Source organism: Citrobacter sp. MGH100, assembly GCF_001034465.1.
GTDB lineage: Bacteria > Pseudomonadota > Gammaproteobacteria > Enterobacterales > Enterobacteriaceae > Citrobacter > Citrobacter youngae.
Window position 1 is genome coordinate 249874 of sequence record NZ_KQ089802.1, and the last position, 14086, is coordinate 263959.

11 protein-coding genes are annotated in these 14086 nt (G+C 52.8%); 2 read left to right on the top strand and 9 right to left on the bottom strand.

All coding sequences use genetic code 11. The features are described from left to right. Positions 1 to 92: 92 nt before the first annotated feature. The 4 genes from SK32_RS19035 to SK32_RS26100 form a co-directional block, all read right to left on the bottom strand. The gene (locus tag SK32_RS19035) at positions 93 to 1586 is read right to left on the bottom strand and encodes a M16 family metallopeptidase (RefSeq protein WP_048213642.1); all 1494 of its coding nucleotides are present in this window, start codon (positions 1584 to 1586) and stop codon (positions 93 to 95) included. 222 nt (positions 1587 to 1808) lie between these two features. Continuing rightward, positions 1809 to 3095, bottom strand: a complete 1287-nt coding sequence (gene dctA, locus SK32_RS19040) for a C4-dicarboxylate transporter DctC (protein ID WP_048213643.1) — start codon at positions 3093 to 3095, stop codon at positions 1809 to 1811. A 157-nt stretch (positions 3096 to 3252) separates the two neighbouring features. Further along, positions 3253 to 5259 (bottom strand): biofilm formation regulator HmsP, encoded by a 2007-nt coding sequence (gene hmsP, locus SK32_RS19045; protein WP_075551445.1) that lies wholly within the window; start codon positions 5257 to 5259, stop codon positions 3253 to 3255. A 227-nt stretch (positions 5260 to 5486) separates the two neighbouring features. Continuing rightward, the gene (locus SK32_RS26100) at positions 5487 to 5594 is read right to left on the bottom strand and encodes a type I toxin-antitoxin system toxin Ldr family protein (RefSeq protein ID WP_048213645.1); all 108 of its coding nucleotides are present in this window, start codon (positions 5592 to 5594) and stop codon (positions 5487 to 5489) included. A gap of 425 nt (positions 5595 to 6019) precedes the next feature. On the opposite strand from SK32_RS26100, the gene megL reads away from it, so the two are divergent. Together megL and SK32_RS19060 are read left to right on the top strand one after the other, a co-directional pair. After that, positions 6020 to 7216, top strand: a complete 1197-nt coding sequence (gene megL, locus SK32_RS19055; RefSeq protein ID WP_048213646.1) for a methionine gamma-lyase — start codon at positions 6020 to 6022, stop codon at positions 7214 to 7216. A gap of 117 nt (positions 7217 to 7333) precedes the next feature. After that, positions 7334 to 8632, top strand: coding sequence for an aromatic amino acid transport family protein (locus tag SK32_RS19060; protein ID WP_048213647.1), 1299 nt, complete (start codon positions 7334 to 7336; stop codon positions 8630 to 8632). A gap of 35 nt (positions 8633 to 8667) precedes the next feature. On the opposite strand, the gene SK32_RS19065 is transcribed toward SK32_RS19060, so the two are convergent. The 5 genes from SK32_RS19065 to dppB form a co-directional block, all read right to left on the bottom strand. Beyond that, on the bottom strand, positions 8668 to 9870 hold the full coding sequence (locus SK32_RS19065) for a sigma-54 interaction domain-containing protein (protein WP_048213648.1): 1203 nt from the start codon (positions 9868 to 9870) through the stop codon (positions 8668 to 8670). Between the two features lie 176 nt (positions 9871 to 10046). After that, positions 10047 to 11051: a dipeptide ABC transporter ATP-binding subunit DppF gene (dppF, locus tag SK32_RS19070; protein WP_048213649.1), complete on the bottom strand. Its 1005-nt coding sequence runs from the start codon at positions 11049 to 11051 to the stop codon at positions 10047 to 10049. Continuing rightward, positions 11048 to 12031 carry a dipeptide ABC transporter ATP-binding protein gene (gene dppD / locus SK32_RS19075; protein WP_005133837.1) on the bottom strand — a complete coding sequence of 328 codons (984 nt, stop codon included), beginning with the start codon at positions 12029 to 12031 and terminating at the stop codon, positions 11048 to 11050. The genes dppF and dppD overlap by 4 nt, the downstream gene beginning before the upstream one ends. A 10-nt stretch (positions 12032 to 12041) precedes the next feature. After that, complete coding sequence (gene dppC, locus SK32_RS19080; RefSeq protein ID WP_003837734.1) at positions 12042 to 12944, bottom strand: dipeptide ABC transporter permease DppC; 903 nt, start codon at positions 12942 to 12944, stop codon at positions 12042 to 12044. Positions 12945 to 12953: 9 nt separating this feature from the next. Continuing rightward, on the bottom strand, positions 12954 to 13973 hold the full coding sequence (gene dppB / locus SK32_RS19085) for a dipeptide ABC transporter permease DppB (RefSeq protein ID WP_003837733.1): 1020 nt from the start codon (positions 13971 to 13973) through the stop codon (positions 12954 to 12956). Positions 13974 to 14086 lie beyond the last annotated feature (113 nt).

The window sequence follows — 14086 nt, forward strand, 5'->3', positions numbered from 1 at the left end:
ATCCGGTCTGCATACCGTAGGCCGGACAAGCAAAGCGCCCCCGGCATCTCCAATGCCGGATAGCGGCGTAACCGCCTTATCCGGCCTACAAGTTACTGTACTGGCGGGATATCCGTCACTTCAGGATGTGATTCATCCGTTTCAGCCGACGTTGCCGCTGCGGTAACCGGCGCCATTATGCTATCCCATGTCGCCTGCAGATCCTTCATGTTGAACTCAGGTTCCCCTTTCGGCTGAAGAAGAATGAGAGCCATATCCTGCGATAGCTGCTGACGCAAATCCTGATTCAGCATCTCAACGGTCAGGCCATTAAGGAAGTTCTGCCGTAAACGCTGATACTGTTCTGGCGCGATATCCACCACCTGGTTTTGCAACGAGCGCAAACGCTGGCTGATCAAAATATCGGTATCGGTGCGGCCGTAGGTGGCAAACAGTTTCTGCAATTCCAGATTTTTTTGCGCTACCAGCGCATTGAACTCTTCTTCCGGCAGGCCCTTGTCCCGCACTTTCGCCAGTTCACGAGCCACCGTGCCCAGGTTCGCATTCAGCTTATCGTTCGGCGATTCAACGTTAATAGCGCACTGTGCACGCAGGAACAGCACCCGACAGTCAAAGCCGAGGCCGATGTCTTTCGCGTTGTTCCTGGATAACGTCTGCTGAATATGCCAGAACAGCGCTTCACGGGCTAAATCGGCACGCCAGTAGCGTAACAACGCGGCGGATTCACGAATAGGTTGCCACGGCGCGTCCCACATGATGGAAAGACGATCCTGGCGTACCGCATCGGTCATAATGCTTACCGCTTCCGCACGCAGTGGAGAGAGCGTAGGCACCGGAGCCGGCGTTTCACGTTTTCCGTTTAACTCACCGAAGGTTTTATTGATTTGCTCAGCCACGCTGCGCGCATCAACGTTACCGACGATAATCAGCGTCATCGCATCCGGGGTATACCATTTCTGGTAGAACGACTGAATTTTTGCTGCATCAATCGGCTTTTTCAGCGGATCAGCAGGATCGTGCCCTAACAGCGTGGAGCCTTTCAGACGATAGCGCCACCATCCCTCTTTGGTATCTGACGGCCAGGTTGCCACCATATCTTCGCTGCTCAGCGCATGGTTAACCGTTTCAGGGGTAATGGTCAGCTTGCCGGAAATATTCGCCAGGTAAGAAAGTGACTCTTTCAGCAGGTCATTCCGGCTATTGGGCAAGCTAAGGTTATACAGCGTGGAATCATAGGAAACGATAACGGGCGGCATGGGGCGTTTAGGATCAAACCCCTGCTGCCACAATGAACGGGCTTGCGTGGCATCAAGGCCACCGCTTTGCGTCAGCGCGATACGTGGGATCGCATGGCTGAAACCACTCTGTTGCGTACTTTCGGTGAGTGAACCGGTATTAACCAGCAGGCGGACCTCAATACGGTCGCTGGGGCGCTGGGGAGTGGCTAACACTTGCCACTGGAGACCATTTGCCAGCGTGCCCTGTTGCCACGCCGGGTCAGGCTGGAGCGCATCTGCCTGCACATAGCCGGCAGTGGCCATCATCAGCAAGCCGCCCGCTAAAAGTCGAATTTTTGTGCCCTGCATGTGAACCCCTGATCAACTATCCTGGAAATAAAAAGACAGCCCTGAGAAGGACCCTCTGAATATGACGTTAAAAACACTTCGTGTTAGACCGCAAGAACATAAAAATGTCACGGAAGAAGTGAAAAAATCCCGAAACCGTCGAACAGACAGTTTCAGGCACAGGGGGTAATTATGCGCAAACGCCCGCAGTCCTGGAAGGGACTACGGGCATAAGTGGAGAGATTAAGAGGATAAATCGTGCGTTTTGCCATCCGGCGCACGATTATTCAGCACATCATCAAGCTTTTTGTGGTCCAGTTCTTTCACCCACTTAGCCACAACGACCGTTGCCACCCCGTTACCGACCAGGTTAGTCAGCGCACGCGCTTCAGACATAAAGCGGTCAATACCCAGGATGAGCGCCAGACCCGCTACCGGCAGATGCCCTACTGCGGAAATTGTCGCTGCCAGCACGATAAAGCCACTTCCGGTCACGCCCGCTGCGCCTTTCGAGGAGAGCAGCAGCACCACCAACAGGGTTATCTGATGGAAGATATCCATATGACTATTGGTGGCCTGCGCGATAAACACCGCCGCCATAGTCAGATATATCGATGTCCCATCAAGGTTAAACGAGTAGCCCGTGGGTATAACCAACCCGACAACCGACTTCCGGCAGCCCAGTTTTTCCATCTTATCAAGCATACGCGGCAGCGCTGACTCGGAAGAAGAGGTCCCCAGTACGATCAGCAGTTCTTCACGGATATAGCGGATGAATTTGAAAATGCTGAAGCCGGTTGCGCGAGCAATGGAGCCCAGAACCACGACCACAAACAGGATACAGGTAATGTAGAAGCAGATAATCAACTGACCCAGTTGCACCAGCGTTCCGACGCCATACTTACCGATGGTAAAGGCCATGGCACCGAAAGCACCTATCGGCGCAAGGCGCATGATCATGTTGATAATGCCGAAAATAACCTGCGAGAAACTTTCAATTACGTTGAAAATCATCTGGCCTTTGCTGCCCAGACGGTGCAGAGCAAAACCAAACATCACCGCGAACAACAATACCTGCAGGATGTTGCCGCTGGCGAACGCGCCAATGACGCTACCCGGGATAATATCCATCAGGAAGCCCACGATCCCCTGGTCTTTTGCCTGCTCGGCGTAGATCGCTACCGCTTTGGCATCCAGCGTTGCCGGATCGACGTTCATCCCGGCGCCGGGTTGCACCACGTTGACAATGATAAGACCAATGATCAGCGCAATCGTACTAACCACTTCAAAATAAAGCAGTGCAACCGCACCTGTGCGGCCAACTGCTTTCATACTTTCCATACCTGCAATGCCGGTAACGACAGTACAGAAGATAACAGGTGCGATGACCATCTTAATGAGCTTAACGAACGCGTCGCCAAGCGGTTTCATTTGGGCGCCTAATTCAGGGTAGTAATGGCCAAGGAGGATACCAATGGCAATTGCTGTCAGGACCTGAAAGTAAAGGCTTTTGAAGATAGAGGTTTTCATAGGGTGTCCTTAAAGTAAAAACCACAGGTCTTGTAAGGTTTTGTTTAACCTGCGGCCTTAAAGTAACACCCACACAACATGACAGAAATGCACCTGGATCATAATTGATACAAATTTGTTAAAAATTTTGAACTGGCTCGCACAAGCGCTACCTTTTTTAACTTTTGTAATCAGCTGATTCCTTCGCTAAATAGCGTTCTTCGAAGATATCTGCCGGAACCGGACGGGCAAACAGGAATCCTTGCGCGACATCCACCCCTGCCTGTGATAACCAGTCGCGTTGCGCTTCGGTTTCAACGCCTTCCGCAATCATTTGCAAATTGAGACTGTGAGCCAGCTGAATAATGGCAGAAATCATACTGCTATCTTCTGGCAGGCCTTCAACAAACATCTTATCGATTTTGAGCACATCAACTGGCAGTGACTTCATGTGCTGCAACTGTCGCAGACCCGCATAGCCCATACCAAAGTCATCCAACGCAATGCGTACCCCCGCATTGCGCAGCGGGCGCAGGATAGCGACAGCGGCGTTTGGATCATCTATATGCCGGCTTTCGGTAACTTCCAGAATCAAGGTACCGGGCTTAATGCGATATCGGTTTAACAACTCCAGCAGATCCGACACCATACTGGGGTGCATGAGCTGTAGCGCAGACAGATTCACCGACAGCGGTAACATCAGACCACGTTCCTGCCAGGCCGCAAGCTGGCGACAAGACTCCTCCAGCACCCAATATCCAACCGTCACCATCAGACCGCAGGATTCAATCCTGTCGATTAACCCTTCCGGTAATTCCCAGCTTCCGTCTGCCTGCTGCATCCGCAATAAAGCTTCAGCACTCAACATCTTGCCGCTGGCGATCTCTACCTGCGGCTGCATCCACAGCGCAAATTGCTGGTGATCAAGCGCGGTCAGAATGTCGTTCTCTTCGGTCAAACGATGCTGTGCTTCTTCCATTTGCTGCGGATCAAAGAATTGGATCTGATTTTTACCCTTGCGACGCGAGGTTAGCACTGCCGATAGCGCGCGACTGTATAGCTGTTCCGCCGTCAAATCGCCGTAGTACATCGCCACCCCAATGTTGCAGCTCGGGCGAAGCTGAATACCCTGAATGGGCAACCGTTCATTCATGATAGTAAGTACTTGCTGACCTAATGTGATTGCATGCCAGGGTTCCTTCACACCGTGCGCGATAATCGCGAAGTCATAGCCGCTCACCTGAGTAAGCACCATTCTGGGCGCCAGCACCGATCTCAGTTTCTCAACCAGCGTCAACAGCAGGATTTCCCGCTGGGTCTCGGTCAATACACCGGCTGTATCACGCAGGGTTTCGCAGGTGACAATCATCAACGCAGTTGTTTGCGGGCCAGTAACAATCTGCTCAAGTAGCCCCATTAAGAACGTCTTATTTGGCAGTTCAGAGACCGGAAAGCGCATCGAATTGTCGTTCTGCTCTTCACTGTGGCGCAGGACCAGTTGCTGATTCAGGTTGTAGCTACGCACCAGCATCCCAATCTCATCATCCTGATGCATAGGCGGTAATGCCAGTTGATAGCCGATCAGCTCCTGCTGCGGAATATCGTTCAGTTCGCGAGCAATTTTGCGTAACGGGTGCACAATCAGGCGGTTAATACACCAGGAGATGGCTACCGACAGGATTAACGACAAAAGTAAGTAAATGGTCACTAACGTTGAAAGCGTGCTCGTCACGAATTTGTACATGCGGTATGAATCCGCCTGTAACACCAGATACGCCAGCGGCTGTGGGTTGGCAGAGCGCTCAAGAGAATAGACCGGGAGCGAAATCTGCACCGGCAGTTCAAACAGTCGGGTCACCGTAACCGGAACGGGGCGTTCAGGGATAAAGCTCATCCGCAATGCCTGAAACTGGTTGGGCAGTACCACATCCGCGCGACTGACCACGCCAGCGGGCTGGATACGGCTTAAAATCATTTCTGCTTCGGGGATATCCCCCTTCAGGATGGCAGCCGACAGAGGTTCACGGACGGAGCGAGCGATGCTTTCCAGTTGCGTAGCCGTGTTATAGCGGTTCTGCTGGACCAAATGGAACAACAAAACGGTGCAAAAAATAAAAACAAACACCATGACAACGGCCGCAACCATCGCCATCTGCTTAATTGTTAACGAGCGACTGACACGCAAACTGACTCTCCACGGATAGACAAAAACTGCCGTCAGAGTATACCCGATCGTAGCGGTATTAAGAGAGGCGGTATCTGAAAACTTCCCAGCGTGCATTATCGCGACAGGATAGGCACCTGGCGACGAGATTTATCTGCATTTAAGCCGAAAAAGGCCGCAAGGTTAACCCCTGCGGCCTGGTTCGGGCGCATGTTGCCATTACGGCAGGCAGACGCCCGCAAAGTGCATTACTTCCTGTTACGCAGCCAGTTCACAATCAGGCTGGCAATAATGCCAGCGATAATTGGAGCCGCTAAATCGTGCCAGAAAGCCACACCTAACTGTGTGAGCGTCATGTAGCCGCCTGTGTTGCAATGGCAACTGTTCGCGGCTATTCTTAACTTGTCTGGAGTCAAGTTAGCCCCCGTTTAGTTGCCTGGTTTATACCGAACAACGTGCGGGGGTTTTCTCTTTCCAGCAACCGATGCCGCCGGGGATCAAGCCCCCGCAACATTGCGCCTCACCGGGAACTCCCGGCTTGCCGCTGATTCTACGGTAGCCCACTCGCCATATCACTGCGCAATATTGCGCTCTGCGTAGCGCTTCGCATTTCACCGGTTTTCTCGCCAGTACGCTGGAAAGATTCTTGCCAGTTGGCAACATTCCTGCCGACAATTAATGTCAGAATATAAATAAACAATTGATATCTATTGGTTTATTTTCTGGCACAGCGATTGCTATTTGACTGTGAGCTGTTCTGTTCCGAATCAAAGGAGATATCATGTCTGACTGTCGTACTTACGGATTCAATACCCAGATCGTTCACGCGGGGCAACAACCCGACCCTTCAACTGGCGCGCTCAGTACGCCTATCTTCCAGACTTCAACGTTTGTTTTTGACAGCGCCGAACAAGGTGCCGCCCGCTTTGCGCTCGAAGAGTCCGGGTACATTTACACCCGTTTAGGCAACCCTACCACCGATGCGCTGGAGAAAAAGCTGGCGGTGCTGGAAAGAGGTGAAGCCGCGCTGGCAACGGCATCCGGCATTTCCGCGATCACCACAACGCTGCTGACGCTGTGCCAGCAGGGCGACCATATCGTTTCCGCCAGCGCGATTTATGGTTGTACTCACGCATTTCTGTCGCACAGCATGCCGAAGTTCGGCATTAACGTGAGTTTTGTCGACGCCGCGAAACCGGAAGAAATCCGCGCCGCCATGCGCCCGGAAACCAAAGTTGTGTATATCGAAACGCCCGCTAACCCGACGCTGTCGCTGGTCGACATTGAAACGGTAGCCGGTATCGCCCATCAGCAAGGCGCATTGCTGGTCGTGGATAACACCTTTATGTCGCCGTACTGTCAGCAGCCTCTGCAATTGGGCGCAGACATCGTGGTGCATAGCGTCACCAAATATATCAACGGACACGGTGATGTGATTGGCGGCATCATTGTCGGGAAACAGGAGTTTATCGACCAGGCGCGGTTTGTCGGTTTGAAGGATATTACCGGTGGCTGTATGAGCCCTTTCAACGCCTGGCTGACGCTGCGCGGCGTTAAAACATTGGGCATTCGTATGGAACGTCACTGTGAAAACGCGCTAAAAATCGCCCGCTTCCTCGAAGGGCATCCGTCCATTACCCGCGTTTATTACCCTGGCCTGGCTTCGCACCCACAGTATGAACTGGGCCAACGGCAGATGAGCCTGCCAGGGGGAATTATCAGCTTTGAAATTGCCGGCGGCCTCGAGGCTGGCAGACGGATGATCAATTCTGTAGAATTGTGCCTCCTCGCGGTCAGTCTCGGTGATACCGAAACCCTCATTCAGCACCCAGCGTCTATGACACATTCGCCCGTTGCGCCAGAGGAACGGCTTAAAGCAGGTATTACCGACGGGCTTATCCGTCTTTCTGTGGGTCTTGAAGATCCAGAAGATATTATTAACGACCTTGAACACGCCATCAGAAAGGCAACATTCTGACCATTACGGCCTGAACCGACGACGCTCGGTTCAGGTCGTTGAGCATCAAGGCACAACAGTCTGGCTATACGCGCGCTCCTTTTTTGGGGAGAACGGGTATTTTGGGCAGGGGGTTCTATGCAGGACAACACAATACAATTAAGCAACAATACAGCAACCGCCGTACCATTCTCAAAGAAAATACCGTTTACAAAATACGATTTTGGCTGGGTATTACTCTGCATCGGCATGGCAATTGGTGCGGGTACAGTTCTGATGCCGGTACAAATTGGCTTAACCGGCATTTGGGTTTTTATTGTCGCCTTTATTATCGCTTACCCGGCAACGTACATTGTGCAGGACATTTATTTAAAAACATTATCCGAAAGTGAAACCTGCAATGACTACACCGATATTATAAGTCATTACCTTGGGAAAAACTGGGGTGTATTCCTCGGTGTGATTTACTTTTTGATGATTATTCATGGAATATTCATCTATTCATTATCGGTGGTTTTTGACAGCGCCTCGTATATCAAAACCTTTGGGCTAACCGATACCGACCTTTCGCAGTCAATCATCTACAAAGTGGCCATTTTTGCCGTACTGGTAGCCATTGCTTCCGGGGGAGAAAAGCTACTGTTCAAAATCTCCGGTCCGATGGTGGTGGTAAAAGTCGGCATTATCATCATCTTCGGCTTTGCGATGGTTCCGCACTGGAACTTCAGCAATATCAGCGCCTTTCCTGAAGCATCGGTGTTCTTTCGCGATGTGCTGCTGACTATCCCATTCTGCTTCTTCTCGGCGGTGTTTATTCAGGTGCTGAACCCCATGAACATTGCCTACCGCAAACGGGTGGCGGACCGGGTACTGGCCACACGTATGGCTATACGCACGCATCGGATCAGTTACATTACGCTGATTGCGGTCATCCTGTTTTTCTCCTTCTCTTTTACCTTTTCGATTAGCCACGAAGAGGCCGTTTCAGCCTTCGAACAGAATATTTCTGCACTGGCTCTGGCGGCGCAGGTTATTCCTGGTCAGATTATTCACATCACCTCAACAGTGTTAAATATCTTCGCTGTATTAACCGCATTCTTTGGTATTTATTTGGGATTCCACGAAGCGATTAAAGGAATTATTCTTAACGTTCTGAGCCGCGTTATTGACGTGGAGAAAATTAATCCTCTGGTGCTTACGCTGGGTATTTGCACATTTATCGTTATTACGCTGGTTATTTGGGTATCGTTTCGCGTATCGGTACTGGTGTTCTTCCAGTTAGGCAGCCCGCTGTACGGGATTGTGTCGTGTATTATTCCGTTTTTCCTGATCTATAAAGTCACACAGCTGGAAAAACTGCGCGGGCTGAAAACCTGGCTAATTCTGCTGTACGGGATCCTGCTGTGCCTGTCGCCATTACTGAAGCTGATTGAATAACCCGCGTAAACTGCGCCGTCAACACCTGGCGGCGCTTAGCTCACACTCTCCAGTTGATAGCTGCGAATTTTATTCAGTACCGTGGTATGTGACACCCCCAGCGCTTTGGCGATATGCCGTGACGACACATTCTCCTCCACCATCTGTTCAATTAACTGACGCTCGGCGCACTGGACCTGCTCTTTAAAAGGACGTTCTGTCGGGCCTTGCTTAACGGCGGGAAAATTCACTATTCCTAATTCTTCCCGCGTTATGACATCGGACTCCGCCATTAGCATCAGGCGAATAATGGTATTTTCCAGTTCGCGCACATTTCCCGGCCAACTGTGATGATGCAGGGCATCAAAGCAAGCTTTATCCAGAATGATCCGCCGCTGGAACTCCTTCGCGTATTTCTGCACAAAGTGGCGAATCAACAGACTGATATCCTGTGGGCGTTCCCGCAAGGGTGGAATAGTCAGGGAAAGTACATTGATGCGGTAATAGAGATCGGCGCGCAGCAGGCGTTGCTCCACCATCTCTTCCAGATTGGCGTTGGTTGCCACAATAATGCGTACATTAACCGGAATAATTTGCGCCCCGCCAACGCGACGGATCCCGCCATCCTGCAGGACGCGCAATAATTTAGCCTGTAAGCCCAGCGACATTTCACCAAATTCATCGAGAAAAAGGGTGCCTTTCTCGGCCATTTCAAACAACCCTTTTTTACCTTTACAGTCTGCGCCGCTAAAAGCCCCTTTCTCATAGCCAAAGAATTCACTCTCCATCAACGACTCAGGTAGCGCAGAGCAGTTAACCGGAATAAACGGATAAAAACGCCGCTGACCGGAATTATGGATAGCCCGGGCCAGCAATTCTTTGCCAGTGCCCGTATCACCACGGATCAGAACGGTATATTTGCTGTCAGCAATTTTTATCGCCTTTTCGATAAGCGAGTGCATGCTCTGGCTGCTGCAAATAATGTCAGAGAAATAGCGCGGGCGTTCCGGCTCAGACATCGACAACTCGCTTATCTCTTCACACAGGTAAGCGACGTTAATAATATCGGCGCGTCGGCTTAAACAGGATTGCACGCAGGAAATATCCTGTAACTGGCGACACCAGGATTTAATCAGGATCCGTCCAGGTGTGACTTTCATGGAGATGATATTGATATCACAACAGGAAAATTCCTTCAGGACATCCTCAACCATCGACAGACGATCAATTGTTTTAATATCCCAGCGTATCGTGACCACATTTGCTCCTGGTAGTTAGCAACTGCGAAGTAGATATTTCTGTGCCGTCCAAAAATCTGACTATATTCTAGACACTATGGAATAATGTTCTGCCAATGGACTCACATTGTGGGAGTAAAAACGAATTATAAAAAAACCGGAGCACAAGGCTCCGGTTATCGGGTCATAACCCACGTTTATTGCTGTGGGTTTTCGTCCTGGTCAACGGCGAAACAGGCTACCAGTTGACCACCATAGTCTTTTAACTGTGGCTGAAGCTGAGTACACGGACCAAAGCGACGACGGCAACGGGCGTTGAACGCACAGCCCGGTGGCGGATTCAGCGGGCTTGGCAGCTCACCGGTCAGCTTGATACGCTCGCGGCGATCGTCCGGGTTCAGGCGCGGTGTTGCGGAAAGCAGCGCCTGAGTGTACGGATGACGTGGATTATTGAAGATCTGATCCTTGGTTCCTTTTTCCACGCAGCGGCCCAAATACATCACCATCACTTCATCAGCAATGTGCTCTACCACCGACAGGTCGTGCGAGATAAAGACGTAGGACAGCCCAAGTTCCTGCTGCAAGTCCATCATCAGGTTCAGCACCTGCGCACGTACGGAAACGTCCAGCGCCGAGACCGGTTCGTCGGCAATCACCACATCCGGGTCAAGCATCAAACCGCGGGCAATGGCGATACGCTGACGCTGACCGCCGGAGAACATATGCGGATAGCGGTCGTAGTGCTCGGTTTTCAGTCCCACTTTCGCCATCATCGCCAACGCTTTTTCACGACGCTCCTCTTTGCTGAGCGTCGAGTTGATCAGCAACGGCTCTTCCAGAATCTGCCCAACTTTCTTACGTGGGTTCAGGGAACCGTAGGGGTTCTGGAATACTATCTGGATTTTCTGCCGACGCAGCTTCTGCGCATGCGGGTCGTGCTTGAGTAAATCCTGTCCCTGGTAATACAGCTCACCGCCGGTCGGGATTTCAATCATCGTCAGCAGACGGCCAAGGGTGGATTTCCCACAGCCCGACTCACCGACCACCGCCAGCGTTTTACCGCGCTCCAGAGTAAAGGAAACACCATCCAGCGCTTTCACCAGGCGTTCCGGGGCGAACATGCCCTTTTTCACCGGGTAGTGTTTTTTCAGGTCAATGGCCTGCAACAGCGGCTGTTGCGCGGCGGCCTTTTGCGTACTCATAGCCCAGGCCTCCCGGCATCATCAAGTGGGTAGTGGCATTTCGACTGACGACCGCCTTCCAGCAGGTTCAGTTCAGGTTCTTCAGCGCGGCATTTGTCGGTCGCATAGGGGCAGCGCGGGTTCAACAGACAACCGTTCGGGCGGTCATATTTCCCTGGCACCACGCCCGGCAACGAGGCCAGACGCGCTTTGTCCTGAGCAAACTCCGGCAACGCTCGCAGCAGCGCCTGGGTATACGGATGGCGCGGCGCGCGGAAAATATCCTGTGCGGCCCCGGTTTCCACGACCTGCCCGGCGTACATCACGATGATTTTGTGCGCGGCTTCGGCCACCAGCGCCAGATCGTGGGTAATCAAGACCAGCGCCATGTTCTCTTTTTGCTGCAATTCCAGCAGTAGCTCGATGATCTGCGCCTGAATGGTCACATCCAGCGCCGTTGTCGGTTCATCGGCAATCAGCAGCTTCGGACGACAGGCAATCGCCATCGCGATCATCACGCGCTGGCTCATCCCACCGGACAACTGGTGCGGATAGACATCCAGGCGCGAGGCCGGATCGGGGATCCCCACCAGCGTCAGCAGGTCAATTGCCCGCTGAATACGCGTTTTTTTATTGCCGCCCTGGTGCACCTTGATGGCTTCCATAATCTGGTAGCCGACGGTGTAGCAGGGGTTAAGGCTGGTCATCGGGTCCTGGAAGATCATTGCCACTTCCGCACCCACCAGTTGGCGACGCTCTTTCTCAGAGATGCGCTTCAGGTCGCGACCATTAAACTCCAGATTTTCAGCCATAACGCGGCCTGGGTAGTCAATCAACCCCATAATCGCCAGCGAGCTGACGGACTTACCAGAACCAGATTCCCCAACAATGCCAACCACTTCACCCTGGTTCACACTGTAGCTAATGCGGTCCACGGCGCGGAATTCGGAACCTACGTCGCCGAAGTGCACCGATAATTTATCTACATTTAATAACGCCATCTCGAACCTCTTACTGCTTCAGTTTGGGATCGAGCGCGTCACGCAGACCGTCACCCATCAGGTTAAATGCCAGCACCGTCAACAGGATCGCCAGCCCCGGGAAGGTCACAACCCACCAGGCGCTTTGGGCAAACTGCAGAACGTCAGAGAGCATGGTGCCCCATTCCGGCGTAGGCGGCTGTGCGCCCATCCCCAGAAAGCCGAGGGCAGCCATATCGAGAATGGCGTTAGAGAAGCCAAGCGACGCCTGAACAATCAGCGGCGCAAGACAGTTAGGCAGAATATTGACGAACATTTGGCGCATCGCACCGGCTCCCGCCACGCGCGAAGCGGTGACGTAGTCGCGATTAACTTCCACCAGCACGGCGGCACGCGTCAGACGGACATAGTGAGGCAATGCCACGAACGTCAGCGCCAGAGCGGCGTTGCCTATCGAGGGACCAAATACCGCCACCAGCACCAGCGCCAGTAACAGGCTCGGCAATGCCAACATGATATCGACCACACGCATGATGACGTTATCGACAATTCCGCCAAAGTAGCCGGCGATCAGCCCGAGAACCACGCCCATCAGCAGGGAAAGCACCACCACCAGACAGCCAACCAACAGCGACAGACGCGCCCCGTACATCAGGCGGGACAGCACATCGCGGCCCACATCATCAGTACCAAACAGGTGCGCCATGGAACCGCCTTCCTGCCATGCCGGCGGAGCCAGCAGCGTATCGCGGAACTGGTCTGCCGGGTTGTACGGCGCGAGAACGTTGGCAAAGACCGCAATCAGGATCATCACCACCACGTACACCAGCCCAACGACCGCGCCTTTGTTGCGTTTAAAATAGTGCCAGAACTCCTGCAGCGGGGTCATGGGCACCGGCGCAGCAATAACTTTATTTTCAGTAACCTGTGACATGATGGCCCCTTACTTCTTATGCCGAATACGCGGGTTCACCACGCCGTACAGCAGGTCTACCAGCAGGTTGACGAGGATAATCATCGTCGCGACCAGTAATACCCCACCCTGCACTACCGGATAATCACGGCGTTGCAGCGCATCGATCAACCAGCGTCCCAGACCCGGCCACGAGAAGATAGTCTCAGTCAGGATCGCCCCGGCCAGCAGCGTACCGACCTGCAGGCCGATAACAGTGACAACCGGTAGCATGGCGTTGCGCAGAGCATGAATGATGATGACGCGCATGCGGGTCAAACCTTTAGCGCGCGCGGTACGAATGTAATCCTCGCCCAGCACTTCCAGCATCGACGAACGGGTCATACGCACAATAACCGCCAGAGGAATGGTACCCAGCACCATCGCAGGCAAGACCATATGCGCCAGCGCATCGATAAAGTTGCCCTCTTCACCCCAGATGGCGGTGTCGATCAACATAAAACCGGTCAGGGGATTGGAATCATCAAGGAACACCATGTCGCTCACCCGACCGGAAACCGGCGTCAGGTTCCACTGTACGGACACCAGCATGATCAGCATCATGCCCCACCAGAAGATCGGCATGGAGTAACCGGTCAGCGCCAGGCCAACGGCGGTATGATCGAAAATGGAGCCGCGCTTAACGGCAGCAAGAACACCCACCGGGATACCTACTGCGACGGCGAAAATCATCGCGCAGACGCCGAGTTCCAGCGTCGCTTTGAAGCGAGGCACGAACTCTTCCCACACCGGTAAGCGGCTTTTCAGCGAGATACCTAAATCACCATGCATAACCCCCCAGATATAGTGGAGGTACTGCTGCCACATCGGCTTATCCAGACCGAGTTCAGCCAACAGTTGAGCATGACGCTCAGGGGAGATCCCACGTTCACCCGCCATGATCATAACCGGATCGCCGGGGATCATATGGACGAAGGCAAAGGTGAGAAGAGTGATACCGATAAACGTGGGGATGACGAGTCCCAAACGTCGGAGAATGAACTGCAACATAACCCGGATTCTCTCTAATGACGCACGGCCTGGAACCGTGAGTCTGTATTGCTCACAAATCTTATCCCACGCAAACTGCATCGTGGGTAAAGCATTACGCCGGAGGGCGCTGC

Excerpts from the sequence above, each read along its gene's own strand:
- SK32_RS19035 (WP_048213642.1), bottom strand. The coding sequence starts at position 1,586 with ATGCAGGGCACAAAAATTCGACTTTTAGCGGGCGGCTTGCTGATGATG.
- dctA (WP_048213643.1), bottom strand. The coding sequence starts at position 3,095 with ATGAAAACCTCTATCTTCAAAAGCCTTTACTTTCAGGTCCTGACAGCA.
- SK32_RS26100 (WP_048213645.1), bottom strand. The coding sequence starts at position 5,594 with ATGACGCTCACACAGTTAGGTGTGGCTTTCTGGCACGATTTAGCGGCT.
- megL (WP_048213646.1), top strand. The coding sequence starts at position 6,020 with ATGTCTGACTGTCGTACTTACGGATTCAATACCCAGATCGTTCACGCG.
- SK32_RS19060 (WP_048213647.1), top strand. The coding sequence starts at position 7,334 with ATGCAGGACAACACAATACAATTAAGCAACAATACAGCAACCGCCGTA.
- dppF (WP_048213649.1), bottom strand. The coding sequence starts at position 11,051 with ATGAGTACGCAAAAGGCCGCCGCGCAACAGCCGCTGTTGCAGGCCATT.
- dppD (WP_005133837.1), bottom strand. The coding sequence starts at position 12,031 with ATGGCGTTATTAAATGTAGATAAATTATCGGTGCACTTCGGCGACGTA.
- dppC (WP_003837734.1), bottom strand. The coding sequence starts at position 12,944 with ATGTCACAGGTTACTGAAAATAAAGTTATTGCTGCGCCGGTGCCCATG.
- dppB (WP_003837733.1), bottom strand. The coding sequence starts at position 13,973 with ATGTTGCAGTTCATTCTCCGACGTTTGGGACTCGTCATCCCCACGTTT.